The following is a 24,166-nucleotide window of genomic DNA, read 5'->3' on the forward strand; positions in this document are numbered from 1 at the left end:
GCACCCCTTGGCTTCTGAGGCCTACCCGACGTTCCTCGCAGGGCAGCGGATCACCGCGTCGCTGCTGCGTAGCGCTCAGCCGATGGTCGCCCGCAAGACGTCCGACACCCCGCGGATCGCGACCACGACCACCACCGCGGACCCGCACCTGCAGTTCGACGTCGCTGCGGGCGCGGTCTACGTCATGGACGGCATCATCAAATACGACGGTCCGGCGGCTGCGGATTTCAACGTGGACTGGACCATCCCGACCGGCACGCTCGGCGAGTGGTACGGGTGGGGCGTCGGCCACTCCCCGGTCATCTCCTGGAACAGCAGCACAACGCTGGTCACGGACTCGCAGCAGGCCCGCGGCTACCCCATCCGCGTCGAATGCAACGACATCAGCCAGCCCCGCTCCTACGGCTGCCTCGGGCTCAGCCTCACCCCCCTCACCTTGCAGGTGTGGGGCACCATCCGCGTCGGTGCGACGGCCGGCACGTACGCCCTGGAGTGGGCGCAGCTCGCGTCGGATGCCGGTGCGGTCACGGTCTACACCGATTCCTGGATCCGTCTCCAGCGGGTCGCCTGAGAGGAGCTGAGCGTGGCGAACTACCAGATCACGGGCCGGGGCAACTCGGGTGAGCCGCTGGTGTCGGTGTCGATCGGCGGGGTCGACCAGGAGCAGCACGTCGTGGACGAGATCACCATCGTCAACGCCATCCGGGACTGCCTCGCGGCAGTGCCCGGGGTGCAGTCGGTGCTGGCGCGAAAGTTCGAGCAGGTCATCACCACCGTCTAGGAGGACGACATGGCCACAGGGCCTCAGAAGTACCCAGGCGCCTCGACGTCGTCCTGGTGGCAGACGAAGTGGGGCGGCGACCTCATGGAGGTCAACGTCGCCGTCCTGCACACCACGGAGGGTATCGGCCTGCCGGACTACGACGGCGGATCGATGGCCCCGAACCTGACCGCGGTCGCCGACATGGCGAACAAGCGGCTGCGCTGGTACCAGCACTTCGACATCGACCGCTCCAGCCGCGCGCTCCGCAACCTCGCTGGTGGCGTGCAGACCAACACCCTGAACGTGGTCCAGGCGGAATTCGACGGCACGTGCGACTACTCCAAGCGCGAACGCTGGGGCAGCAAGATCGCGGGGAAGGACTACATCTACTGGGGCAACCCGCCGGACTGGGCCCTGCGGGACATGGCCGACTACCTGCGCTGGCTGAACGCCAACCACGGCGTGCCTCTGGTCGGCCCTGAGATGTGGCTGACCTACGGCCCGGACTCCCGCCGGCCTGGCGTCACGCCGGCTTCGTACGGGGCGTCCCCGGCCCGGATGTCGTTCGCGGCCTGGGAGTCGTTCAAGGGCGTGTGCGGGCATCAGCACGTGCCGGAGAACGACCACGGCGACCCGGGCAGCCTGCCGTTCGCCAAGCTCATCGCCCTGGCCAAGGGCGCCACCCAACCGTCCGAGGAGGACCCCATGCCCACCCCCAACGAGGTCGCCAAGGCGGTGCTGACCCTCGACGGCGTCATCGCTGTGCCGGGCGCGCCGGCGACGAACCCGACGTGGACGTTGTCGAGTTCCGTCACCGAGATCCTGAAGCGCATCGACCAGGTGAAGGCGACGGAGGCTGCGCAGACGGCGGCGATCACGAAGCTGGCCAGCCTGGTCGGCTCGGGCGTGGACACCGCGACGGTGGTCGCCGCGGTGCAGAAGGCCATCGCGGACGCGGTGGTGAAGGTGTCGGTGAACGTCACCGGCGCGGACTCGAAGGGAGTTTGATCATGGCGAAGGAGTCCACGAAGACGACCGCTCGCACGGTCCTTCAGACGACGGTGGGTGTCGCGGTCGCGCTGCCCGGCATCGTCGCGGCGTCCGGGGTGCCGGAGTCCCTGCCGTGGGTGGCGGGGGCGCTCGCGGTGGCGGGTGGCTTCGCGCGGGTGATGGCGCTCCCCAGCGTGCAGGGCCTGCTTCCGGGATGGCTGCGGACGGACGGCGGCGGGGCGGGGGCCCGCGAGTGAGCATGCCGGACGCGGGCGTGTACATCCCGCCCGCCCAGATGTACCAGGAGCTGCGGTCCTTGAGCGATGGCCTGACCCGCGTCGAGACCAAGTTGGACGGCATCGCGCAGGGCCTCACGGAGCTGAGCAAGGACGTCGCGGACCACGAGACCAGGCTGCGGGCCCTGGAGCGTGGGCGGTGGCCGCTGCCGTCGCTGGCGGCTGTGGTGGCGGTCGGCTCGCTCGGGGTGACGGTGTGGCAGGCGGCGGGCCGGTGAACGCGGGGGATGTGGTGTGGGGCGGCCTGATCGTGGCTGGGGCGGCGTTCGAGACGTACGCCCTGCGCACTGCCCGCGCGGGGGACACCCTGTCGGAGTCGACCCGCCGCTGGTTCCGCGTCCACACGAAGGCGGGCGCGATCTGCTTCGCCGTGGCGTGGACCGGGTTCGGTGTCTGGTACCTCGACCACATCCTCCGCTGACCGCGGGGTGAGGGCTCCGTCCGCAGCACGCGGGCGGGGCCCTCTGCTGTCACCCCGTTCGTTCGCCGTCGAGCGCACCTCGTTCGCGCCGTCGCCGAGTCACGTACCGATGCAGGTCGCTCACGATGACGTCGGTCAGCGAGCGCCCTTCTTCTATCGCCTCCGCCATGGCTGCGGCCCACAGCTCGTCGGGCACTCGGATGTTTCGCAGTGGCGTCTTGCCGGTGGCTGGCCTGGCCATCTCTCCCCCTCGGGTCTGTAGGTACAGAAACTAGCATCCATCTGCTGTGACCGCTTGACAAGGGTCCCCTGTGAGAGCATTCTGTAGGTACAGAAACCAGCGACTAGCAGGGGAGACTGAAATGATTGCCATCGAGTGGACCGACAAGACCGACCGCTTCGGGCGGCCCTACGCCGACGCCAACCGGTGGGAAATCGCCGCCAACGGCACGACCTACACCGTCGAGCGGTCCATGTCCGCCTACCACATCTGGAACGACGGCGAGTGGCTCGGCATGCACGCCAACAAGGCGGAGGTCGAGGCGGCCATCACCGCACTGGCCCCCACCGAGGAGGCCGCCGAGACGGAAGAGGCATCGGACGCGGACGTCATCAAGGCGTTCGAGGCCAAGGCCGACGAGATCGCCAAGGCCAACGGCTGGACCATCGCCCGCGCCGAAACCGTGATGCTCCGCTACCTCCGCGACACCAGCCCCGCCGAAGCCGCCACCATCGCGGAGGCGTTGCTCCAGCGGACGCGTCAAGCGGCGTGACGACCGAAGCAAGTGCGATGCCCCGGCTGAAGGAAGCAGCCGGGGCGTCGGCCGTACCGTACCCGATTGGAGAACCCGTGACCGACCTCGTCCCGCACCAACCGGACGCGACCCCTGTTGCTGCGACACTCAGTCACGCCGCCGGGGCCACGTCCCCGCGCTGTACCCGCGCCAGCTCGGCGCACAGCCGCTCGTACTCCGCCCGCTGCTCCCGCGACAGAGGCACCGCCGGATGCGACCACAGGGCGCGAATCTGCGCGTTCAACTCCGCAGCAGACCGCACAGGACCAGAGGCCAGCACATCGGGGGACATGATCCAAGCCTACGCCGCCGGCCCTACAACACGCTCGGCCTCGTCCAACACCAGATGCCACGGGTACTCGCTCGGCTTCCCCTGACCCGGCTGATTCGGCACGAACCCACCCTCCCCGTATAGCACCCGCACACCCATCTCCCACAGCTCGCCGACGCTCCGCTCGAACTGCCGATGCTGCACGTAGGCTGCGTTCACGCACGGCATCGCCACCATCGGGATGCCCTTCCCGATCCCCTCCGCGACCACCCCGACCACGAAGTTCCGGGTGATGCCCAGCGCCCACGCGTTGATCGTGTTGAAGGTGGCCGGCGCGAACGCGATCACGTCCGCCTTCGGCCAGACGTCTGGCTCACCTGGCAGCTTGTACTCGGATCGCACCGGGTGCCCGGTCAACTCGGCGAGCGCCGGAAGCTGCTCGCCAAGCCACCGGTTCGCCGTCGGCGTCAGCCCGAGGCACACGTCGAAGCCACGAGCCTGCGCGTCCCGGATCACGTTCGCTACGTCGAAGACCGGCGGGGCCGCCGACCCGAACAGGTACAGCACACGAGAGGTCATGACCCCTATACGACCACACGCAACCGCCCCCGCTCCGAGTGGAGTCGGGGGCGGACGCCTGCACCCACGTTTCGGTATGGGTACCGTTCCAAGTGGCTGCTCAGAACGGAGACCAGTATGCCCAAACTGGACGACGACCACACTGGCGCCCGAATCCGGGAACAACGGAAACTCGCCAGGCTCACACAGCGCGCGCTCGCCGATCGCATCCCCTACTCCTACAGCCTGCTCAACCAGGTGGAGTGCGGCGCACGCCCCGCCACCGGCGACTTCGTCGCGGCCGTGGCACGCGCCCTGAACATCGACGTCACCACTCTCACGGGACAGCCCTACGTGACCGAACTACAACGCGACCGGCTCGCCGAACTGGTACGCCCCATCCGCGAAGCCCTCGACCTCTACGACCTCGGCGCCGATCCCGCTCTGCGGCCACGGCCGGCCGCCGAGCTGGTTACGGAGGCAGACCGGCTGTGCGCAGAGGTACGGGCCACGCGACTGCGGAACGCTGCCCGTGCTCTCCCAGCGGTGATCGCTGAACTCACCCACACCGCCTGGTCTGCTCCGTCTACCGAGGTGTGGCAGGCCCTCGCCTCTACCTATCGGACAGCGCACGACATCGCCGTCAAGCTCGGCTACTACGACCTCTCCGCTGTCGCCCTTGACCGGATGGCCTGGGCTGCTGAGCGGGCCTCTGACCCGTGTCTCGGGGCGGTCCGCCAGTACATGCGCGCCCTCGTCTACTTCCGCGAGGGGGAGTACACGATCGGGCAGCGCCTGATTGCTGCCGGGCACGGCATCGTCGGACAGGCCGACGAAACCCGCGAATCACTCGCCGTTCGCGGGCAACTCCACCTCGGAGCATCCGTCATCGCCGCCCGAGCGGCCGACACCGCGGCCGTCGACCAGCACATCAGCGAAGCGCAGACCCTGGCCAAGCAGACTCGGGACGCATCTGACGTGCATTGGCTGTCCTTCGGCCCGACGAACGTCCGGCTGCACCGCATGTCCGCCGCCGTGGAGATGGGCCAGTACGACGACGCGTTGAAGCAGGCACGGAAGATGCGGCTGCCGGCGTCGCTGGCGACGTCCCGACGGGCGCACTTCCTCGTGGACCGGGCCCGCACCGAGATGGAGACCGGGCACACTGAGGCTGCGCTGGAGCATCTGGTGGAGGCGCGCCGCGCGGCTCCGGAGCAGACCCGGTATCACCCGGGGGCCCGCGAGACGATCCGCGGTCTGGTGCACCTGGCGCGCCGGACCCCGGACACGTTGAATCACATGGCCGCCTGGGTCGGTCTGTAGACGGTCGCAACGCTCACAGATCTGTGAGCGTTGCGACCTTGTACTGCCTCTACGGTCAGTTGCGTGAACAGAAACGTGCTGATCGTGGAGGCGTGACGTATGCCCAGCGACACCGCGAACGCAGCCGCGCTCGCAGCCCTTCCGCTCCCCGAGTTCAACAGCCTCTCGCAGGGGCAGGTACGCGGCATCGCCTGCATCTGGGACGGGGCACCGTTGAGCACGGCCACCGCGGTCGACTTGGGCGAGCGGAAGGTGCGTCTCGTCGGCACTCGGATCAGTTGGTTCCCGCGCGCCTGCCGCCCCTGCGCACTCAAGCAGGCGATGGACGCCCTGCTGGAGCACGGCCAGTCCTGCGAGCAGTGCACCGACGACAGCAGCCTCTGCCCCGTCGGAACCGGCCTGCTCCGCGCGATCCACGAAGCACGACGCTGAGACTCAGCCGCCGGACCGCCCCTGGACCGGCGGCGGACCACAACCGGCGCCCGGGCCGGCATCCCGCGAAGAACGCGGCCCGGGCCGTTCCCATCCGCTACCAGCGAAGGAGAACACCGTGACCATACCTCCCGGACCCACCCCGGACGGCGGCCCCGCCGACCCCAAGCCGCCGTCGGTCTTCGCCCGGATGCTCATCACCGACGAGCAGTTCACCAGCTGCCGCCGCACGGTGATGGACGCCAACCCGGACATGGGCGAGGAGCTGGCCGGCCGGATCGTGGAGGAGGCCATCAAGTTCGTGGCCGCCTGCTCGGCGAATCCGGGCGGCGGGCTGGTCCCGTCGCGGATCGTGGACGAGGGCTGGCACGCCCTCATCGTGCACACCTGGATGTACGCCGACCTGTGTGAGCGGCTCGGCGGCCAGTTCATCCACCATGCCCCGGGCTACGGCCCGGAGAACTACGCCCCCGAGATCCTGGACCGGACCCGCGAGGCCATCGCGGCGCTCGGTTGGGAGGTGGACACGGACCTGTGGGTGGCGCCGGGCGACGAGTCGCTCGTGTCGGTCGCGGCGAAGTGCCAGCACAGCGACGACTCGGGGCCGATCGTCATCATCCCGAAGCCGAAGGGCTGACGCGTGGCCTACTCTCCCCGGTGAAAGGAGGCCGCATGTCCGAGTGGATCGACCCGCGGTACGCGGACCTGGTGGCGGCGTGGCGACGCGCGCAGCAGCCCGGTTCGCGTGACCCGGAGCCGCAGCCGCGGCGGGCGTTCATCGTCTCGCCGAAGGGCTGATGGCGGGGTCCGGCCGACAGAGTTGGGCGGCCGGGCCCCTCTACCGGACGAGGTTGGCGAGGGGTACTCCGAGGGCGTCTGCGACGAGTAGCAGGTCCGTGAGGTCGGGCGCGGTGACGGCGTTCTCCCATCGGGAGATCGTCTTGTGGTCGCGGCCGATGCGTTCCCCGAGGGTCATCTGTGAGAGGCCGGCTGCGCGGCGGGCTTCGCGGATCTGTAACCCGATCTCGATGCGCCGTCGGGGTACCCAGTCGGGGAGGTCGTGCACCCGCGCAGGATCGAATGATCTTGCCGGGAAGTCTTCACCAGCTGTGGTAAATCGTAGATCGTGGGGAACCCGCTAGATAAATGCAGACGGTGTGTAGCGGGAACTTGGCCCTGTGTGCTGGGATAGGCATATGCCAGTTCGCACAGGCGTTCGGGTCTCACGCGATCCTTGACGCATCAATCATGCCACCCCCCAGGCAGACCCGGCACGGCAGCGTCCGTCGCCGGACGGGCCGCCCGCCCGACCGAGAGCACCCCCTCGCCGGGCGGGCGCAACCCGACCTAGCAAGTTGAACGAAAGTCAAACTCGCTCGAACGAGTGACGACCATGCTCGTGACACGTGCCCCATGCACGCGTTACACAGAGTGGGCCAGGATGGGGGCTCCGTCCCCTCCCCGGGTGGCAAGGTCCCCATCCTGGTTCCATCAGGATGGCCCTCGGCGCAGCAGACGCCGAGGGCCATTCGGCTCTCTACCCGCTCTCCCATGGGAGACGGATGGGGGAAAGATCTTGAGAGCTAGGGTCAACTCCGGTCAACTCTGGTCAACGCAGGTCAACCACTCCCGGGAGTTCCCGCAGGACACGCCCCTGACCAGGACGGACGACAAGAACAGGGATGATGCCCGAGATCTCCATGGCCGACCCTCCCTGACGGTCTTGTTGATGATCCCCGCTGATGTGGTATGTGCCCGCTGTAAGCGGAGCCACTCCGCCCCGGTCGCCCCGGAAGCCTCTGTTCACGGGTCCGTCATGCCATGTACCTTTCGATCGCTCGACGCGTGTAGAACCCTCAAGCGGGTTCTACGCGCGCAGACTTGGCGCCCCCACCGCCCTCTCCCCACCCCTTCACGGAGGTTCGACGGATGCCCCGATCCGGGAGATCCCGCCGCAGGTTCACCACCGCCCTGACCGGCCTCGGCCTGCTGGTCACCGCAGCCGCCCTCCAGGCCGGCACCGGCACCCCCGCCCACGCGGCGACCACGCACCGCGTCCTGTTCGACAACGCCCATGCGGAGACGGCCGGCAACGCCGACTGGATCATCTCCACCAGCCAGCCCGACCCGCTCGGCCAGGACTCCACCCCCTCCGCCGAGACGGACTGGACCGGCGCCCTGTCGTCCTGGGGCGTGGCGCTGCAGAAAACCGGCGGCTACAGCCTGAAGACGCTGCCGTCGGGCTCCAGCCTCGCCTACGGCGGCACGTCAGCGACCGACCTGTCGAAGTTCGACACGCTGGTCCTGCCGGAACCCAACACGCCGTTCACGAGCGCCGAGAAGACGGCGATCATGAACTTCGTGAAGAACGGCGGCGGTCTGTTCATGATCTCCGACCACACGGGCGCCGACCGCAACAACGACGGCTACGACGCGGTCGAGATCCTCAACGACCTGATGACGAACAACAGCGTCGACTCCACCGACCCGTTCGGTTTCTCCGTCGACTCGCTGAGCATCGGCTCCGACCACCCGGCCGCGATCAGCGACAGCAACGACCCGGTGCTGCACGGCTCCTTCGGCACCGTGACCAAGAGCCTGATCGCCAGCGGTACGACCGCCACCCTCAAGCCCGCCGACAACCCGGCCGTCAAGGGCCTGCTGTACCGCACCGGTTACTCCGGCAACACCGGTGTCTTCTTCGCCACCAGCACCTTCGGCAGCGGCCGGGTGGCGTTCTGGGGCGACAGTTCCCCGATCGACGACGGCACCGGCCAGTCCGGGAACACCCTCTACGACGGCTGGAACGACTCCACCGCCACCGACGCGGCCCTGGCCCTCAACGCCACCGAGTGGCTGTCCGGCGCGAGCGGCACCGGCAGCGGAGGCGGAGGCGGAGGCGGCACCTGCACGTCCGCCCAGCTCCTGGCCAACCCCGGCTTCGAGTCCGGCGCCACCTCCTGGACCGCCTCCAGCGGAGTGATCACCAACGACACCGGCGAGGCCGCGCGCACCGGCTCCTACAAGGCCTGGCTGGACGGTTACGGCTCGGCCCGCACCGACACCCTCGCGCAGTCGGTGACCATCCCCGCCGGCTGCACGAGCGCCACCCTGAGCTTCTACCTCCACGTCGACACCGCCGAGACGACCACCTCGACGGCCTACGACACCCTCAAGGCGCAGGTCCTGGGCAGCGGCGGAACGGTGCTGTCCACCCTCGCGACCTACTCGAACCTCAACGCGGGGAGCGGCTACACCCAGCGCAGCTTCAACCTCGCGAGCTACGCCGGCCAGACCGTGACGGTCAAGTTCACCGGCACCGAGGGCTCCACCCTCCAGACGTCGTTCGTCCTCGACGACACCGCGCTCACCGTCGGCTGAACCGGAACAGGGGGGTGGGCCGCGAAGGTCCACCCCCCCTGTGGCGTCAGGCCGCGGGCACCGTCCGCTCCGGCGTGTTCCACCCGGAGATCCGCACGGCCGGTGCCGAGCCGCGCAGGCCGGCCGTCCGGTAGGTGGCGGTCAGCGTCACCGATTCACCCGGCCACAGGCTCACCTCGTTGTCCGACCAGCGCACCGGCAGCACCGGCTTGCCGTGCTCGTCCACGAGGTGCACGTCCGTCAGCAGCGCCGGGGTCCTCCCGCCTCCGCCGTGGCGCAGGGTCACCGTCGTGGTCGCCGTGCCGTCCGAGGCCCGTGTGGTCGCCGTCGCCGTCACCGGGACCCGTGTCATCGAGGCGAGCCCCTTCATGTCGGCGTAGCTCGTCGTCGGCGTGTGGTACCAGGTGGTGCCGTTCCAGTCGAGGGTGTCGGGCCGGGTGGAGAGCCAGTACACGTTCCGGCTCACCTCCCTGCCGTCCGCGTCCGTCAGCACCAGCCGCAGCAGGTACGTCCGCGCCAGCCCGCTCACCGAGGACGGCAGGGTCAGCGGTGTGCGGTGCGCCCCGCCGCCGTCCACCGCGACACCGGTGACGGTCCTGTCGTACCTCTGCGTGCCGTCGGGATCGAACAGCGTGGCCCGCGCGGTGAGGCCCTCGGCGCCGGCGGGCCGGTTGTTCACCACCACGACCGAGCGGTCGTCGTAGGAGTACTGGATGTGCAGCGGCTCGTTCGCCTTCTTCGCGCCGTAGTAGGAGCCGTTCTGGTCCAGGTAGCGGTCGGTCAGCTGCCAGTGCAGGGACGTCCAGCCGCTGTTGAACATCCAGTGGATCACGCCGGTGGCGGGCCTGTCCTGGTCGGTCGCGTTGCGCCCGTACGCCTCGAACTGGGCGCGGACGTTCTCGTACTGGGCCAGCTGGGCCTTGCGGACGTAGTCGGTCAGACCGGTCGGGGCGCCGTAGCGGCCGGCGAGGGCGTCGTCGTAGATCTTCAGCGTGCCGAAGACGGGGGACGGCGAGCGGTGGTACTGCCTGGCGTCCGGGTCCTTCCACAGGGTGTCGAGTTCGGCGGGCGTCATCATCCGGCGCAGGGTGTCGAGGGTGGGGATGCTGGGGCCCGCGCTGGTCTCGGAGTTGAACCCGGTGGCCCCGCCCTCCCGCTTGGCGTACCAGTAGCCGGGCGGCACCCAGTCGTAGGGGCCGGTCATCTTCATGCCCGAGCTGCCGAGCCGGGGGGAGGACCGGTCGGAGGCGGAGGAGACGACGGGGGTGGACCAGTCGGCGGACTCCAGGGCGTCCAGGTAGGTCTTCTCGATCCTCGCGTCGGGGGCGAAGTCGCTGCCGATCAGGAAGGAGATGACGCTCGGGTGGTCACGCAGCCGCGCGGCCTCGGCGGCCATGGACGCCCGGGCGACGGGGTAGTCGGCCTCGGTCCACCGGTTGCCCTTCTCGCCGCCGTTGACCTGGCCCTCCCATTTGTCGCAGCACTCCCAGCCCGGCAGGGTGAGCAGGCCGTAGCGGTCGGCCAGGCCGAAGAACTCGTCCGGTTCCAGGTGGCCTTCCAGACGCAGGGTGTTCAGGCCCAGGTCCCGGGCGTACTTCAGGCGGTCCTCGACATAGGCGGGGTCCCAGCGCAGGAACTCGTCCGGGGACCAGCCGCCGCCCTTGATCAGCAGCCTGCGGCCGTTGATCCGGTACTGCCGGGCGCCGTGGGAGTCCAGCGGTGCCTGCACGTCCCGGATGCCGAAGGTCTCGTGCGCGCTGTCCGACGTGGTGCCGGCCACGGTGGCGGTGAGGTCGAGGTCGTACAGCGGCTGCCCGCCCATGCCGGCCGGCCACCACACCTTCGGGTCGGTCAGGTGCAGGCCGGGGGTGCCGGCGGGGGAGAAGGTGACGGTCCTCGTCTCGTGCGCGGCGAGCGACACCGTCGTGCGGAACGCGGTCCCGGCGACGCTGCCGCCGACCTCCGCCGTGACCGGCGCGTCCGTGTCGTTGCGGGCCCGCGCCTTGACGGTCAGGTCGGCCGTGTCGAGCTTCGGCACGGCCAGCTTGGTGACCACGTGCGCGTCGCGCAGGGCGACGGGGCCGCCCCTGCGGACCAGGACGTCCCGGACGATGCCCATGTTCTGGTCGGGCGGCGGCTGGATCCAGTCGATCCAGCCCATGGTCAGGTCCTTGAGCGGGTCGTTGGGCCGGATGCGGAAGGCGACCGTGTTGGTGCCGGACCTGACCAGCGGGGTGATGTCGAGCTCGTGGTGGGTGTAGGCGCCGGTCACCTCGGCGGCCTTCGCCACCTGCCGGCCGTTGACGTAGACGTCCGCCGCCGAGACGACCCCGCTGAAGTCGAGGGAGGTGCGCTGCCGGGTGTCCCGGACGGTGAAGTCGGCGCGGTACCACCAGGGCACCTCGAAGTCGGCCCGGGGGATCTTCTGCTGGTCGGTGGAGTGGAACGGGTCGGCGTAGACGCCGTTCGCCAGCAGGGCCGCCAGTACCGTGGAGCGCGGGCCCGCCGGATACCAGTCCCGCGCCGGGTACCCGGGGGAGGACACGTCCGCCGCCGAGTCGCCCACCTTGGCCGTGGACTGGACGGCGTAACCGGTCAGCGGGGTGCTGGTGCCGGCGGCGGAGGGCACGTGGGTGATCCGGGCGGGCCGGTGGGGCTCCGCCGTGTCCCGGGGGCCGGCCCAGGCGCCGGTGGTCAGGGAGCCGACCAGGGCGATGAGCGCGGCGGTCATGGGGAGCCGGCGGGCGGGGCGAGGGAACACGGCGGTCTCCAGCCTCGTAAAGTTAGGAAACTTTACTAACTCAGGCCACGCTAGGGCGCGTCACCGACCGTGTCAACGACCCCCGCCGGGGTGGCCGTTGAACGGGTCAGGTTCCGGCCGTACGGCGCTCGAACACCAGGTCGCGGGCCGTGTCCAGGGCCGTCGCCACCGCGCCCAGCAGCACGGCGTCCTCACCGAGCCGGCTCGGCGCGATCCGGGGCCGCAGCGGGGTCAGCGCGCGCAGCCGCTCGCGCACGGGCCGCAGCAGCAGGTCGACGCTGTGCCCGACACCGCCGCCCAGCACCACGAGGTCCGGGTCCAGCACGGCGGCGGCCGCCGCCACGGTGTGCGCTATCCGCTCGCCCTCCAGCTCCACCGCCCGCACCGCGCCCGGATGCCCCTGCCGGGCCGCGTCGAACACGGCCTTCGCCGTGAGCTGCCCGCGCATCCCGAACTCCCGGGCGGACTCCACCACCGCCACCCCCGACACCGCGTCCTCCAGGCGCTCCTGCTTCTGCCGGCCGTGCCACGGCAGGAAGCCGATCTCCCCGGCCAGTCCGCGCGCGCCCGTGAACAGCCGCCCCTCGCTGACCACCCCCATTCCCAGACCGGTGCCGATCAGGATGTACGCGAAGAGCCGGCTGCCCGCGCCGACGCCGTAGGTGTACTCGCCGAGCGCCGCCAGATTGGCGTCGTTGTGCACCTCCAGCGGCACGCCCAGCTCCGTGCGCATGCCGTCCACCAGCCCGGCCCGTCCCCAGCCCGGCAGGTGCATCGCGTAGCGCACCCGCCGCTGCTTCTCGTCGTACACCCCCGGCGTGCCCACCACCCCGTGCACCACCCGAGCCGGGTCCACGCCCGAGTTGGCGATCACCTGGCGGGCGGTGCTCACGACCAGGTCGGTGAGGGCGGCCGAGGCGCGCGCCCGGTTGCGTATGTCGGCGCGCGCCACGACCGTGCCGTCCAGGTCGACCACCGCCACGCGCAGCCAGCCCCGGCCGATGTCCACGCCGAGCGCGTACCCGGCGGCCGGATCGGGGGCGTAGAGCACGGCGGTGCGCCCGCGCTCGGGGGCCTGGGTGCCGACCTCGTGCACCAGGCCGGCCGCCGCCAGCGAGGCCAGCGCGCTGGAGACGGTCGGCTTGGACAGGCCGGTCTCGCGGGCCAGTTGGGCGCGTGAGGCGGCGCCGAGCGCGCGCAGCCGGTCCAGCAGCAGCCGTTCGTTGGTACTGCGCAGACGCCGGCGGCTCCAGGGCTGTTCCGGCTGCTCTACGACGTCGCTGGCGGGCATCGCACCATTCTCGTGCATTCCTGCCGCACACTTGACGGCTCTAGTAAGGCTCCTTAACTTTATCCGCCAGTCACCCTCCGCCGGGCGCAGCGCGCCCGTCGCGTCAGGAGTCCCCCATGTCCGGTAGCCCGCCACCCCCGGGTGGTTTCGTCCGCCGTGTCGGCCTGTTCCAGGCCACCGCGATCAACATGAGCCAGATGTGCGGCATCGGGCCGTTCGTGACGATCCCGCTGATGGTCGCTGCGTTCGGCGGCCCCCAGGCGGTCATCGGGTTCGTCGCCGGCGCGGTCCTGGCGCTGTGCGACGGCCTGGTCTGGGCCGAGCTGGGCGCCTCCCTGCCCGGCTCCGGCGGCAGTTACCTCTATCTGCGCCAGGCCTTCCAGTACCGCACCGGTCGCCTGATGCCGTTCCTGTTCGTGTGGACGGCGATGCTCTTCATCCCGCTGATCATGTCCACGGGCGTGGTCGGCTTCGTCCAGTACCTGGGCTATCTCGCCCCCGGCCTCGGGCAGACCGCGGGTGACCTGATCGGCCTCGGCGTCATCGCCCTGGTGGTGGCCCTCCTCTGGCGCGGGATCGAGCACATCGCCCGGATCACCGCCGTGATGTGGACGGTGATGATCGCCTCGGTGCTGCTGGTGATCGTCGCCGCCGCCACCCACTTCAGCCCACACATGGCCTTCACCTATCCGGCAGGGGCCTTCAATGTGATGAGCAACCACTTCTGGCTCGGCTTCGCGGCGGGCCTGACGATCGGCATCTACGACTACCTCGGCTACAACACCACCGCGTACATGGGCGCCGAGATCAAGGAGCCCGGACGTACGCTGCCGCGCTCCATCCTCTTCTCGATCCTCGGCATCATGGCGATCTACCTGCTGCTCCAGATCGGCACGCTCGGTGTCGTGGACTGGCACCGGATGACCGACCCCGGCGACATCGCCTCCTCCTCGGTCGCCTCCGCCGTGCTGGAGGAGACCTGGGGCGAGGGTGCGGCCGACACGGTGACGGTGCTGATCCTGATCACCGCGTTCGCCTCCGTCTTCGCCGGACTGCTCGGCGGCTCCCGGGTGCCCTACGACGCCGCCCGGGACCGGGTCTTCTTCCGCCCGTACGCCAAGCTGCACCCGAGGCACCGCTTCCCGATGCTCGGCCTCGCCACCATGGGCGCGATCACCGCCGTCGGCTTCCTCATCGGCCGCCACACCGACCTCGCGACCCTGATCCAACTGCTCACCACGGTGATGGTCATCGTGCAGGCACTGGCCCAGATCGTCGCGTTGACGGTCCTGCGCCGACGCCGGCCGGACCTGCCCCGCCCGTACCGGATGTGGCTGTACCCCCTGCCGAGCGTCGTCGCCTTCGTCGGCTGGTGCGTGATCTACGGCTACGCCGACGAGAACTCCCCGGGCCGTCATCCCCTCGAGTGGTCCCTGGCCTGGCTGGCCCTCGGCGGTGTGGCCTTCCTGATCTGGGCGCGGACGGAGAAGGTGTGGCCGTTCGGCCCGAAGGAGATCAGCGAGGAGACCGGCACGGAGCCCGCGGGGGCGGTCACGGCAACGCCCTTGGCATGAGCTAGAGTTACCGCATACGCACACCTCCCCGGCCGGACCCCTGTCCGCCGGGGAGGCTTCGGTTCATGACCGACATCATGACCGCGGACGTCACCGTCCGCCCCGCGACCCCCGAGGACCGGCCCGCCGTGGAGCGGCTGTGGCTGATGTTCCGCCACGATCTGTCCGAGTTCACGGGCCTCCTGCCCGCCGCCGACGGCGCCTTCCGCAGCGAACGCGTGACGTACGCCTTCACGGAGCCGGGCTGGGCGCCGTATCTGCTGACCTGCGCGGAGCGCCCCGCCGGGTTCGCCTTCGTCCGCGGGCTCGACGCTCCGGTCCGCGTGCTGAACAGCTTCTTCGTGGTGCGTGGCGCCCGGCGCCGGGGCATCGGGCTGCGGGCCGTGCGCGAGGTGCTCACCCGGCACCCGGGGCCGTGGGAGATCGCCTTCCAGCAGGACAACCCGGCCGCGGGGGGCTTCTGGCCGCGCGTCGCCGCGGACCTGGCCGGCGCCGCCTGGACCAGCGAGCCACGGCCGGTGCCGGGGCGGCCGGACCTGCCCCCGGACGTGTGGATCTCCCTCACCGTGGCGGGCTGAGCATGCCGGACCGTCGGGGCCTCCTTGACATGCAGGTAATTGCCTGCATAACGTCGAGTGTGCGATCGGAGGACGACACCCGGATGGACAAGGTCTTCAAGGCGCTCGCCGACGACACGCGCCGGCGCCTGCTCGACCGGCTCCACGAGAACAACGGCCAGACCCTGGGCGAGCTGTGCGAGCGCATCGCCATGACGCGCCAGTCGGTGACCCAGCACCTGGCCGTCCTGGAGTCCGCCAACCTGATCAGCACGGTGCGGCGGGGGCGGGAGAAGCTGCACTACCTCAACCCCGTGCCGCTCCACGAGATCCAGGAGCGGTGGATCGACAAGTTCGAGCGCCCGCGCCTCGCCGCGCTCGGCGCCGTGAAGCGACGAGCCGAGGAAGCCATGACCGACAAGCCCCGTTTCGTGTACGTCACCTACATCGCGAGCACACCCGAGAAGGTCTGGGAGGCCCTCACCGACGCCGACCTGACGGCCGCCTACTGGGGGCACCGCAACGTCTCCGACTGGCGGCCCGGCTCCCGCTGGGAGCACGTGCGCACCGACGGCTCCGGCATCGCCGACGTGGTCGGCCGGGTCGTGGAGAGCGAGCCGCCGACCCGTCTGGTGACCACGTGGGCCGCTCCCGGCCAGGAGGGGCAGGAGGACCGGCACTCCCGGGTCACCTTCGAGGTCCGTGCGCACGAGGACATCGTCCGGCTGACCGTCACCCATGAGGAGCTGGCGGACGAGGGGGAGCACGCGGACGTCGCGTCGGGCTGGCCGGCCGTGCTGTCCAACCTGAAGTCGCTGCTGGAGACCGGCCGGACCCTGCCGCAGGAGCCGTGGCTGGTGCCGTCCCGCTGACGGCCGTGACCTGTCCGCCGCGCGGACACGAGAACGCGGAGCCGGTCCGCCCGGGGGCGGACCGGCCCGCGTTCTTTCCTTCCTTTCCTCGGTCTCCTCTTCAAAGGCTCATGACGGCTCTTCCAGGGCTCCTCCGGCCTTCTAGGGCCGGGGGGCGCTCTTCGCTGCCGTACCGGCGCACACGAGTCCGAGGACGAGGGCCAGGGCTCCGATGACGATGTTGTTGACGATGACACCCGTGTCGGGGGCCGTGCCCACGATCCACGGAGCGATGATCATCCAGATGCCCAGGGCGCACATGGCCCAGCTGAGGCCGTACATGCGCTCGGGGGCCCGGGTGAATCCCAGCGCCAGCAGGCCTATCGCGATGCCCATGATCAGGTTGTGGGTCATGAGGGCGGGCTGGCCGGCCGTGTAATGCAGGATCCACGGGGAGGCGGCGCAGTACAGGCCGAGCAGGAAGACCGGCCCGTCCACGAGCGCCACATCACGACCGCCGAGCATGCGGGCGTAGCGGTCCCGCATTTCGGAGACATCGGGGTGGCTCGATATGTCACCCCTGTGCAAGTTGGCCATGAGTCGTCTCCTTCGACTGTGCAGCCCGGACCGCGTCCGGTGCGGCAGGCGACAAGCTCCGCATGCTCCAGTTTGCCCTTATTTCTCCCTTATGTGTAGAGCTTCGGGCGCATGTGACGCCTGACCCTGCCCAGGGGGAGGGAGCGACGGCACCCAGGGCGCCCGCCGGGCCGGCGGGCCCGCTCAACCGCGGCTCCGCGCCCGCCTGAACCGGGCCAGCCCGTCGGCCAGGTCGACGATCGGCTCGGGATACGCGGCGGCGCGCCCGCGGTCGGGGCCCGCCAGCTTCCACGGCTCGTGCGCCGCCGCGCCCGCCACCTCCCTCAGCTCGGGCACCCACCGCCGGACGTACGCCCCGTCGGGGTCGTACCGCTTGGCCTGGATCAGCGGGTTCAGGACCCGGTTGGGGCGGGTGTCCGTGCCGGTGCCCGCGATCCACTGCCAGTTCATCTGGTTGTTGGCCAGGTCACCGTCGACCAGCCACTCCAGGAAGTGCCGGGCCCCGACGCGCCAGTCGACGTACAGCGTCTTCGCCAGGAAGCTCGCCGTCAGCAGCCGGGCCCGGTTGTGCATCCAGCCCTCGTGGCGTAGCTGGCGCATCGCCGCGTCGATCACCGGCCAGCCGGTACGGCCCTCCCGCCACGCCTCGATGTCGTCCCGGGCCGTCCGCTCGGAGCGCCAACGGTCGTGCCGGGTGCGGTAGTCGGCCGCGGCCGCGCCGGGCCGGGCCGCCAGCACCTGACGGTGGAAGTCCCGCCAGGCGATCTGCCGTACGAAGGCCTCCGCCCCCGGACCGTCCGCGCGGCGCGCCCGGTGGACCAGCTCGACCGGGGACAACGTGCCGAAGTGCAGGTGCGGGGAGAGCCGGGAGGTCGCGTCCCCGGCCAGGTCGTCGTGCCGGTCGGCGTAGGTTGCGAGGCCGGAGCGGAGCCAGGCGGCGAGCCGCTTCCGGCCGGCCGCCTCGCCGCCCTCCGCCAGCCCCGGGGAGATCCCCGGCAGCGAGGCCCGGGACGGCAGCTCCTCGGAACCGATGCCGGGCGGCACGGGGACCGAGCGGGGCGCACCCAGGACCTCCCGCGGCCGCTGTCGCGACCACTGCCGGAAATACGGCGTGAACACCGCGAAGTGGTCCGAGGAGGCGGGGGTCACCTCGCCGGGCGGCACCACCGTGGTCACGGCCTCGTGGACGTGCAGCCGCCGCCCCTCGGCCTCCAGCGCACGCCGCAGCCGCCGCTCCCGCGACCGGGCATAGGCACTCGCGTCGGCCGCCATGTGCACCTCGTCGGCGTCCGCCTCCGCGACCACCGCGCAGACCTCCTCGACGACGTCGCCGGAGCGCACCACCAGCCGCCCGCCGCGCTCACGCAGCCCCGTGTCCAGGTCCCGCAGGCAGTCGGCGAGGAACGCCAGCCGATTGGGCGCCGCGAAGCCCGCGTCGGCCACGCCCCGGTCGCGGACGAACAGCGGGACGACCTGACGGGGGCCCTCCAGCGCGGCCCGGAGCGGCGGGTGGTCGTACAGGCGCAGGTCGGCGGTGAACAGGACGACCGAGACATCCATGGCGCGGCTCCGGAACGAGGAGGACGGAGGGGCAGGAGAGGAGCAGGAAGGAGTGAGGGCGAGGAGGACCGAGGAAGAGGCGACAACCGGGGGACTTCCGGTCCGGCGGGCCCGGCGGACGAGGCGTCAACGGGTGACGTCCGGGTCCTGCCGGGCCGCCGCCCGCGCGATGTTGCGGGCCATCCCGCCGAAGACCACGGCGTGGAACGGCGAGACGCTCCACCAGTACGCGTGGCCCAGCAGCCCGTGCGGGTGGAACAGGGCCCGCTGCCGGTACCGGCTGCGGCCGCTGCCTGCCGGTTCCGCGCACATCTCCAGCCAGGCCAGCCCGGGCAGGCGCATCTCCGCTCGCAGCCGCAACAGGTGACCGCGCTCGATCTCCTCCACCCGCCAGAAGTCCAGCGAGTCGCCCGCCCGCAGCCGCTCCGCGTCCCGCCGGCCCCGGCGCAGGCCCACCCCGCCGACCAGCCGGTCCAGCCACCCCCGAAGGCTCCACGCCAACGGGAAGGAGTACCAGCCGTGCTTTCCGCCCACGCCTTCGATCACCCGCCACAGTGCGTGCGCCGGGGCGTCCACCACCTCCTCGCGCCGGTCCGTGTACAGGCTGCCGCCGGCCCAGTCGGGGTCGGTGGGCAGCGGATCGCTGGGCGCGCCGGGTACGGCGGCGGAGGACCAGCGGGTGGTCACGCGCGCCTCGCGCACCCGGCGCAGGGCCAGCCGTACGGCCTGGTCGAAGCCGAGCGGATGACCCGGCGGGTCGGGCAGGTACCGGGTGATGTCGTGTTCGCGGCAGACCACCTCGTGGCGCAGCGACTCCGTGAGCGGACGCGCGATGGACGCCGGGACGGGCGTGACGAGTCCCACCCAGTGGCTGGACAGGCGCGGCGTGAGGACCGGCACGGACACGATCAGCCGCCGCGGAAGCCGCGCGACGCGCGCGTAGCGGACCATCATGTCCCGGTACGTGAGGATGTCCGGCCCGCCGATGTCGAAGGCCCGGTTCACGTCGTCCGGCAGGCCCGCGCTGCCGACCAGCAGCCGCAGCACGTCCCGTACGGCGATGGGCTGGATGCGGGTGTGCACCCAGCTGGGCGTGACCATCACCGGCAGTCGTTCGGTGAGGTAGCGCAGCATCTCGAAGGAGGCCGAGCCCGAGCCGATGATCACGGCGGCACGCAGCACCGCGGTCGGTACCCCGGAGCGCAGCAGGATGCGGCCCACTTCCGCCCGGGACCTCAGGTGCGGGGAGAGCCGGTCCGCGGGCACCCCGGACGGCGTGAGGCCGCCGAGGTAGACGATGCGCCGCACACCCGCCGCCTTCGCCCGTTCCCCGAAGACGCGGGCCGCGCGGCGGTCGGTGTCCTCGAAGCCCTTGCCGCTGTTCAGCGCGTGCACGAGGTAGTACGCCACGTCGACGTCCCGCATGGCCCGGGCGACCGAGTCCGCGTCCGTGACGTCCCCCCGCACCACCTCCGTCTCACCCGCCCACGGGTGGTCGCGCAGCTTCTCGGGGGAGCGGGCCAGACAGCGCACCCGGTGCCCGGCGGCCAGCAGTTCGGGCACGAGCCGGCCCCCGATGTAGCCCGTGGCCCCCGTCACCAGGCAGCGGGGCCGGTCCGTCGAGTCGTGGTGGTTCATCCCGTGCAGGTCCTCCGCGTCGGTGGTCTCCCGGCAATCACTTCCCGCCGGGCCCGGCGGGCGGATGCGTGTCCTCCCCTCGGCCGAACCTCCGGGCGGGTCCGCGCGACGGCCGGTCGGCGGCCACCGGCCGACCGCACCGCACGGGGTGCCGCAAGCACCGGACGGGGTGACATGTCCTCACCGATCCGGGGCAGCCGGACCGGTACAAGCTGTACATTCCGCTGGGTCAGCGACGCAGGAGGTGTCCGCCGTCATGAGTGCCAAGGTGCTGGAGCGATTCCCCGCAGGGTCTCCCCGTGGGTCGTGGCCCGCGGAGGAGTACGCCGCCGCCCGACGTGCCGAGGGCGAACCGGCGACCGTGGTCATGGACCTGAAGTCGGACGCGTTCCTCGTCGTGGTCGAGGCGCGGGAGAACGACGGCCGGGCCTGAGCCGTCCGGTGGCGCGGGAGTCTTTCCCCGGCTTTCGGCCGCCGGACCCGCCTTGCCTTGTCCGGTCCGCCATACGAGACCGGCCGGGAATTCCTTGACGGCCGTCGCCGGGTGCTGCGACGATCACGGCATGACGATGCGACTGGACCTCACGCGGCGACGCCATGTCGACCTCGCGCGCGTCTCCAGTGCCTCCTGTCGCCCCACGGTCTGAACCGCGCTTTCCCGCCGGTCCCGTCGGGCCCTGCCGCGTTCCTGACTCGCCCGCTCTTTCCGCCCTGCCGTAGCCGTCATCCGGCGTGCCCGGAAATCCTGGATTCCCGCCGGGCACTTCCGCGGCAGGAATTCCGTGGTTCCGTCGTTCCTCGGTTCCCGGCATCCGCGGTTTCCCGGAAGCGCGGTTTCCCGGAAGCGCGGGTTCCCGGAGTCGGGGGTTTCGCGGAGTGCGCGGGTTCGTGGAGTTCGCCGAGTTCCGCATGCCCGGAACGCCCGCGGAACCCGCCTGCCGGTTCCCCGCCCGGCCTCCGGGCCGGACTCCGCTCCCTCCGACTTCACCGGGCGCCCGCTCCCGTGCGCGCGTGCCCGGAGCACCCCAGAAACGAGGCACCCATGGCCACCGTCCTGTCCGTCTCCGGCAGCCCTTCCGCCTCCTCGCGCACCGGCCGCCTGCTGCGCCACCTGGACCAGCGGCTCACCGCCCAGGGCCACGAGGTGATCCCGCTCGACGTCCGTACCGTCCCGGCCGAGGCCCTGCTCGGCGCGGACTTCCGGCACCCCGCCATCGTCGAGGCCACCGAACTGTTCTCCCGCGCCGACGGCGTCGTGGTCGGCACCCCCGTCTACAAGGCCTCGTACTCCGGCGTCCTCAAGGCGCTCCTCGACCTGCTCCCGCAGTACGCGCTCACCGGCAAGACCGTACTGCCCCTCGCCACCGGCGGCTCCACGGCCCATGTCCTCGCCATCGACTACGCCCTGCGCCCGGTGCTGAACTCCATGGGTGCCGCACACATAGTCCAGGGCTGGTTCACCCTCGACAAGGACATCACCGTGCGGGAGGACGGCTCGGTGGCGCTCCCGCCCACGACCGCCGAGGCCCTGGGGCACGTGGTGGACCAGTTCGCCGCGGCCCTGGACCGCACCCCGCTGCTGGCGGCGGCGAGTTGACGGCCCTGGCCGCCGGGTGCCCGCACCCGCCCCACACCCCACTCCGCACCCCCGGCGAGGCGCACCGCGCCGCACCGCTCCACCCGGCCGCCCCGGCACGGCCCGCTCGATCGGAGACCCCCGCGTGTCCCTCACCTTCCACTGGTTCCTGCCCACCAACGGGGACAGCCGCCATGTCGTGGGCGGCGGCCACGGCACCCCGGCCACGGAGTCCGGGCGCGACCGGCCGCCGACGGTCGCCTACCTGAGCCAGATCGCCCGGGCCGCCGAGGACCTGGGTTTCGCCGGTGCGCTGACGCCGACCGGCGCCTGGTGCGAGGACGCGTGGCTGACCACCGCGATGGTCAGCCGGCACACCGAGCGGCTGAAGTTCCTGGTCGCCTTCCGGCCCGGCTTCGTCTCGCCCACCCTCGCCGCCCAGATGGCGTCCACCTTCCAGCGGCAGAGCGGCGGACGGCTGCTGCTCAACGTCGTCACCGGCGGCGAGAGCCACGAACAGCGCGCCTACGGTGACTTCCTGGACAAGGACGCCCGCTACCGCCGTACCGGTGAGTTCCTGCAGATCGTCCGAGGGCTGTGGGAGGGCAGGACGGTCGATCTGCGCGGGGAGCACCTCCGGGTGGAGGAGGCGAGGCTCGCCCGGCTGCCCGACCCGGTCCCCGAGGTGTACTTCGGGGGTTCCTCGCCCGCCGCCGGACAGGTCGCGGTCCGGCACGCCGACGTGTACCTCACCTGGGGCGAGCCGCCCGCTCAGGTCGCGGCGAAGATCGCCTGGATCCGGAAGCTCGCCGCGGAGCACGGCCGTAGCCTCCGCTTCGGGATCCGGCTGCACGTCATCACCCGGGACACCTCGGCGCAGGCGTGGGCGGAGGCGGACCGGCTGCTCGCAGGCTTCGACCCCGAGACCGTACGGGCCGTCCAGTCGGGCCTGGCGCGCAGCGAGTCGGAGGGCCAGCGGCGGATGCTGGCGCTGCACGGCGGCAGCCGTGACCGCCTGGAGATCCACCCCAACCTCTGGGCCGGCATCGGCCTGGTGCGCGGCGGCGCGGGCACGGCGCTGGTCGGCAGTCACGAGGAGGTCGCCGAGCGCATCGAGGAGTACCACGCCCTCGGCATCGACGAGTTCGTCCTGTCCGGCTATCCGCACCTGGAGGAGGCGTACTGGTTCGGCGAGGGCGTCCTGCCCCGGCTCGCCGGCCAAGGGCTGTGGACACACCCTGAGGGCGGGGCCGCCGCCTCGGCGCGGGTGCCGTTGGCGGACTGAGCGAGCGGCGGGCGGCCGGAGCGGGGGCGGGGGAGAGAACCGGGGCGCAGGCCGCGGCCTGCCGTCGCTGCTCCTACCGGTCCTGCCCACCGGCGGTGGCGGGTGCCCCGCCGAGCGTCCGCAGATGGGCCGCGCGCGATTCCACGGTCTGTCCCTGCACCAGCAGGAACAGTCCTTCCCGGGCCAGACGCTGGGCGCGGCTCGTCAGGGCCATCGCACGGCCGCCGCCGGCCACCACCGCGGCGGTGGTGGCCGCGCGCAGCACCTCGTACGCCTCCGCGCGCACGGCCAGCCGTTCCCCGGCCCAGTCGTCCACGCCTTCCCCGGTGTTGTGCCCTCTCGGCGCCGGCCCGTGCCCAGCCGCCTCGGTGCCCGCCCCGCCCGGCCCCCCGCCCCGCGCCTCCGGGAGCGGAGCGTCGGCCAGGGCGTAAGCGCGTGCGCGCAGGCCGGTCAGGCGGGAGCGGAGCGGGGTGGCCGTCTCGCCGTCCAGGAGGGACAGCGCCGCCTCCGCCACGCCGAAGACCGCCGGGCTGGTGGTCAGGGTCTTGACCCGGTCGCCGGCGGCCCACCGGTCGTACGGCGTGCGCAGGGCCACCGCCTCCTCGGGCAGCCGGAAGCCGTCCAGGTCCAGCGACACCGTGCGCGCGGCGGTGAGCGCCGCCAGCCGCATCGGCGCCGACGCCCGCAGCCCGGGCTGTTCGCGTGCCTCGGCGAAGGCGAACAGCACCTCGTCGCGGTCCGTCACCCCGGCCAGCAGCATCACGTCGTTCAGGCCCCACCCGGTGTACCAGGGGACGGTGCCGTCGAACCGCCAGCCGGTGCCGTCCCGGCGGACCCGCACCGGCCGGCGCGGATACGACCGCAGGTGCGCGTACGCCACCCCGGACAGCAGCTCCCCGCGCGACAGCGGGCCCAGCAGCCTGTCCCGGACCGCGCGTTCACCGCGTACCAGCGTCTGCACGGGCGTGTGGTGCTGGGTCTGCACGAACCAGGTCGCACAGCACGCGCCGGACAGGATCTCCGCGGTCTCCCGCAGGACGGCCGGTGGCGCCCCCGCGCCGCCGTACTCCGCGGGCGCGGCCACCCCGAGCAGCCCCGACCGCTTCACCGCCTCGATGTGGCCCGCGGGAACCCACTCCTGGTCGACCCGTTCGGCCTCGGGGATCAGCAGGTCCGTGGCGAGCCGGCGGGCGCGGACGACGAGCGGGTGCGAGGAGAGGTCCATGCGGGGGATTCTTCCGCTGTTC

General features: G+C 71.5%; 28 protein-coding genes. 19 read left to right on the forward strand and 9 right to left on the reverse strand.

The window, feature by feature from the left end; translation table 11 throughout:
* Positions 1 to 7: 7 nt before the first annotated feature.
* The 7 genes from LG395_RS25320 to LG395_RS25350 all read left to right on the forward strand — a co-directional run bounded on the left by LG395_RS25320 (position 8) and on the right by LG395_RS25350 (position 3,243).
* Positions 8 to 571, forward strand: a complete 564-nt coding sequence (locus LG395_RS25320; protein WP_225811344.1) for a hypothetical protein — start codon at positions 8 to 10, stop codon at positions 569 to 571.
* A 12-nt stretch (positions 572 to 583) separates the two neighbouring features.
* Complete coding sequence (locus LG395_RS25325) at positions 584 to 781, forward strand: hypothetical protein (RefSeq protein WP_225811345.1); 198 nt, start codon at positions 584 to 586, stop codon at positions 779 to 781.
* 9 nt (positions 782 to 790) lie between these two features.
* A complete protein-coding gene (locus tag LG395_RS25330; protein WP_225811346.1) occupies positions 791 to 1,771 on the forward strand; it encodes a hypothetical protein in 981 nt (326 codons plus the stop codon).
* Between the two features lie 2 nt (positions 1,772 to 1,773).
* Positions 1,774 to 2,010, forward strand: coding sequence for a hypothetical protein (locus LG395_RS25335; protein WP_225811347.1), 237 nt, complete (start codon positions 1,774 to 1,776; stop codon positions 2,008 to 2,010).
* Between the two features lie 2 nt (positions 2,011 to 2,012).
* The gene (locus tag LG395_RS25340) at positions 2,013 to 2,267 is read left to right on the forward strand and encodes a hemolysin XhlA family protein (protein WP_225811407.1); all 255 of its coding nucleotides are present in this window, start codon (positions 2,013 to 2,015) and stop codon (positions 2,265 to 2,267) included.
* Complete coding sequence (locus tag LG395_RS25345) at positions 2,264 to 2,470, forward strand: hypothetical protein (protein ID WP_225811348.1); 207 nt, start codon at positions 2,264 to 2,266, stop codon at positions 2,468 to 2,470. The genes LG395_RS25340 and LG395_RS25345 overlap by 4 nt, the downstream gene beginning before the upstream one ends.
* Before the next feature lie 362 nt (positions 2,471 to 2,832).
* On the forward strand, positions 2,833 to 3,243 hold the full coding sequence (locus LG395_RS25350) for a hypothetical protein (protein ID WP_225811349.1): 411 nt from the start codon (positions 2,833 to 2,835) through the stop codon (positions 3,241 to 3,243).
* 133 nt (positions 3,244 to 3,376) lie between these two features.
* On the opposite strand, the gene LG395_RS25355 is transcribed toward LG395_RS25350, so the two are convergent.
* Both LG395_RS25355 and LG395_RS25360 read right to left on the reverse strand, forming a co-directional pair.
* Positions 3,377 to 3,508 (reverse strand): hypothetical protein, encoded by a 132-nt coding sequence (locus LG395_RS25355; protein WP_308071329.1) that lies wholly within the window; start codon positions 3,506 to 3,508, stop codon positions 3,377 to 3,379.
* Between the two features lie 57 nt (positions 3,509 to 3,565).
* Positions 3,566 to 4,114, reverse strand: coding sequence for a flavoprotein (locus LG395_RS25360; RefSeq protein WP_225811351.1), 549 nt, complete (start codon positions 4,112 to 4,114; stop codon positions 3,566 to 3,568).
* 117 nt (positions 4,115 to 4,231) lie between these two features.
* Between LG395_RS25360 and LG395_RS25365 the strand changes: the two genes are divergently transcribed.
* The 4 genes from LG395_RS25365 to LG395_RS41250 all read left to right on the forward strand — a co-directional run bounded on the left by LG395_RS25365 (position 4,232) and on the right by LG395_RS41250 (position 6,646).
* Positions 4,232 to 5,416 (forward strand): helix-turn-helix domain-containing protein, encoded by a 1,185-nt coding sequence (locus tag LG395_RS25365; RefSeq protein WP_225811352.1) that lies wholly within the window; start codon positions 4,232 to 4,234, stop codon positions 5,414 to 5,416.
* A 99-nt stretch (positions 5,417 to 5,515) separates the two neighbouring features.
* Positions 5,516 to 5,848, forward strand: a complete 333-nt coding sequence (locus LG395_RS25370; protein ID WP_225811353.1) for a hypothetical protein — start codon at positions 5,516 to 5,518, stop codon at positions 5,846 to 5,848.
* A 190-nt stretch (positions 5,849 to 6,038) separates the two neighbouring features.
* Positions 6,039 to 6,485, forward strand: a complete 447-nt coding sequence (locus tag LG395_RS25375; RefSeq protein WP_225811408.1) for a glycine-rich domain-containing protein — start codon at positions 6,039 to 6,041, stop codon at positions 6,483 to 6,485.
* Between the two features lie 35 nt (positions 6,486 to 6,520).
* A complete protein-coding gene (locus LG395_RS41250) occupies positions 6,521 to 6,646 on the forward strand; it encodes a hypothetical protein (RefSeq protein ID WP_263982981.1) in 126 nt (41 codons plus the stop codon).
* Positions 6,647 to 6,686: 40 nt separating this feature from the next.
* Here the strand turns inward: LG395_RS41250 and LG395_RS25380 are convergent, their stop codons facing one another.
* The gene (locus tag LG395_RS25380; protein ID WP_225811354.1) at positions 6,687 to 6,914 is read right to left on the reverse strand and encodes a helix-turn-helix domain-containing protein; all 228 of its coding nucleotides are present in this window, start codon (positions 6,912 to 6,914) and stop codon (positions 6,687 to 6,689) included.
* Positions 6,915 to 7,777: 863 nt separating this feature from the next.
* Here LG395_RS25380 and LG395_RS25385 point away from each other — a divergent pair.
* The gene (locus tag LG395_RS25385) at positions 7,778 to 9,229 is read left to right on the forward strand and encodes a motility-associated ABC transporter substrate-binding family protein (RefSeq protein WP_225811355.1); all 1,452 of its coding nucleotides are present in this window, start codon (positions 7,778 to 7,780) and stop codon (positions 9,227 to 9,229) included.
* Positions 9,230 to 9,275: 46 nt separating this feature from the next.
* Here the strand turns inward: LG395_RS25385 and LG395_RS25390 are convergent, their stop codons facing one another.
* Positions 9,276 to 11,990, reverse strand: a complete 2,715-nt coding sequence (locus LG395_RS25390; protein ID WP_225811356.1) for a glycoside hydrolase family 2 protein — start codon at positions 11,988 to 11,990, stop codon at positions 9,276 to 9,278.
* Positions 11,991 to 12,096: 106 nt separating this feature from the next.
* Positions 12,097 to 13,281 (reverse strand): ROK family protein, encoded by a 1,185-nt coding sequence (locus LG395_RS25395; protein WP_225811357.1) that lies wholly within the window; start codon positions 13,279 to 13,281, stop codon positions 12,097 to 12,099.
* Positions 13,282 to 13,397: 116 nt separating this feature from the next.
* Between LG395_RS25395 and LG395_RS25400 the strand changes: the two genes are divergently transcribed.
* From LG395_RS25400 to LG395_RS25410, 3 genes are all read left to right on the forward strand, one after another.
* A complete protein-coding gene (locus LG395_RS25400; RefSeq protein WP_171158952.1) occupies positions 13,398 to 14,855 on the forward strand; it encodes an APC family permease in 1,458 nt (485 codons plus the stop codon).
* Between the two features lie 65 nt (positions 14,856 to 14,920).
* Positions 14,921 to 15,433 (forward strand): GNAT family N-acetyltransferase, encoded by a 513-nt coding sequence (locus LG395_RS25405; protein WP_171158953.1) that lies wholly within the window; start codon positions 14,921 to 14,923, stop codon positions 15,431 to 15,433.
* A gap of 83 nt (positions 15,434 to 15,516) precedes the next feature.
* The gene (locus LG395_RS25410; RefSeq protein WP_171160252.1) at positions 15,517 to 16,284 is read left to right on the forward strand and encodes an ArsR/SmtB family transcription factor; all 768 of its coding nucleotides are present in this window, start codon (positions 15,517 to 15,519) and stop codon (positions 16,282 to 16,284) included.
* A 141-nt stretch (positions 16,285 to 16,425) separates the two neighbouring features.
* Here the strand turns inward: LG395_RS25410 and LG395_RS25415 are convergent, their stop codons facing one another.
* From LG395_RS25415 to LG395_RS25425, 3 genes are all read right to left on the reverse strand, one after another.
* Positions 16,426 to 16,860, reverse strand: coding sequence for an SPW repeat protein (locus LG395_RS25415; RefSeq protein WP_171158954.1), 435 nt, complete (start codon positions 16,858 to 16,860; stop codon positions 16,426 to 16,428).
* A gap of 183 nt (positions 16,861 to 17,043) precedes the next feature.
* Positions 17,044 to 18,420: a cryptochrome/photolyase family protein gene (locus LG395_RS25420; protein ID WP_171158955.1), complete on the reverse strand. Its 1,377-nt coding sequence runs from the start codon at positions 18,418 to 18,420 to the stop codon at positions 17,044 to 17,046.
* A gap of 126 nt (positions 18,421 to 18,546) precedes the next feature.
* On the reverse strand, positions 18,547 to 20,058 hold the full coding sequence (locus tag LG395_RS25425) for an SDR family oxidoreductase (protein ID WP_171158956.1): 1,512 nt from the start codon (positions 20,056 to 20,058) through the stop codon (positions 18,547 to 18,549).
* A gap of 256 nt (positions 20,059 to 20,314) precedes the next feature.
* Here LG395_RS25425 and LG395_RS25430 point away from each other — a divergent pair, with 256 nt between their 5' ends.
* The 4 genes from LG395_RS25430 to LG395_RS25440 all read left to right on the forward strand — a co-directional run bounded on the left by LG395_RS25430 (position 20,315) and on the right by LG395_RS25440 (position 22,919).
* Positions 20,315 to 20,491, forward strand: coding sequence for a DUF8839 family protein (locus LG395_RS25430; protein WP_171158957.1), 177 nt, complete (start codon positions 20,315 to 20,317; stop codon positions 20,489 to 20,491).
* A 136-nt stretch (positions 20,492 to 20,627) separates the two neighbouring features.
* Positions 20,628 to 20,705: a putative leader peptide gene (locus tag LG395_RS41700; protein ID WP_366753051.1), complete on the forward strand. Its 78-nt coding sequence runs from the start codon at positions 20,628 to 20,630 to the stop codon at positions 20,703 to 20,705.
* Between the two features lie 395 nt (positions 20,706 to 21,100).
* The gene (gene ssuE, locus LG395_RS25435; RefSeq protein ID WP_225811358.1) at positions 21,101 to 21,655 is read left to right on the forward strand and encodes an NADPH-dependent FMN reductase; all 555 of its coding nucleotides are present in this window, start codon (positions 21,101 to 21,103) and stop codon (positions 21,653 to 21,655) included.
* 124 nt (positions 21,656 to 21,779) lie between these two features.
* Entirely contained in the window at positions 21,780 to 22,919 is a 1,140-nt protein-coding gene (locus LG395_RS25440; RefSeq protein ID WP_225811359.1) for an LLM class flavin-dependent oxidoreductase, read from the forward strand.
* Positions 22,920 to 22,992: 73 nt separating this feature from the next.
* Here the strand turns inward: LG395_RS25440 and LG395_RS25445 are convergent, their stop codons facing one another.
* Positions 22,993 to 24,144 carry an acyl-CoA dehydrogenase family protein gene (locus tag LG395_RS25445; protein ID WP_225811360.1) on the reverse strand — a complete coding sequence of 384 codons (1,152 nt, stop codon included), beginning with the start codon at positions 24,142 to 24,144 and terminating at the stop codon, positions 22,993 to 22,995.
* Between the last annotated feature and the right edge of the window lie 22 nt (positions 24,145 to 24,166).

The organism is Streptomyces spinosus (genome assembly GCF_020400655.1).
GTDB lineage: Bacteria > Actinomycetota > Actinomycetes > Streptomycetales > Streptomycetaceae > Streptomyces > Streptomyces argyrophylli.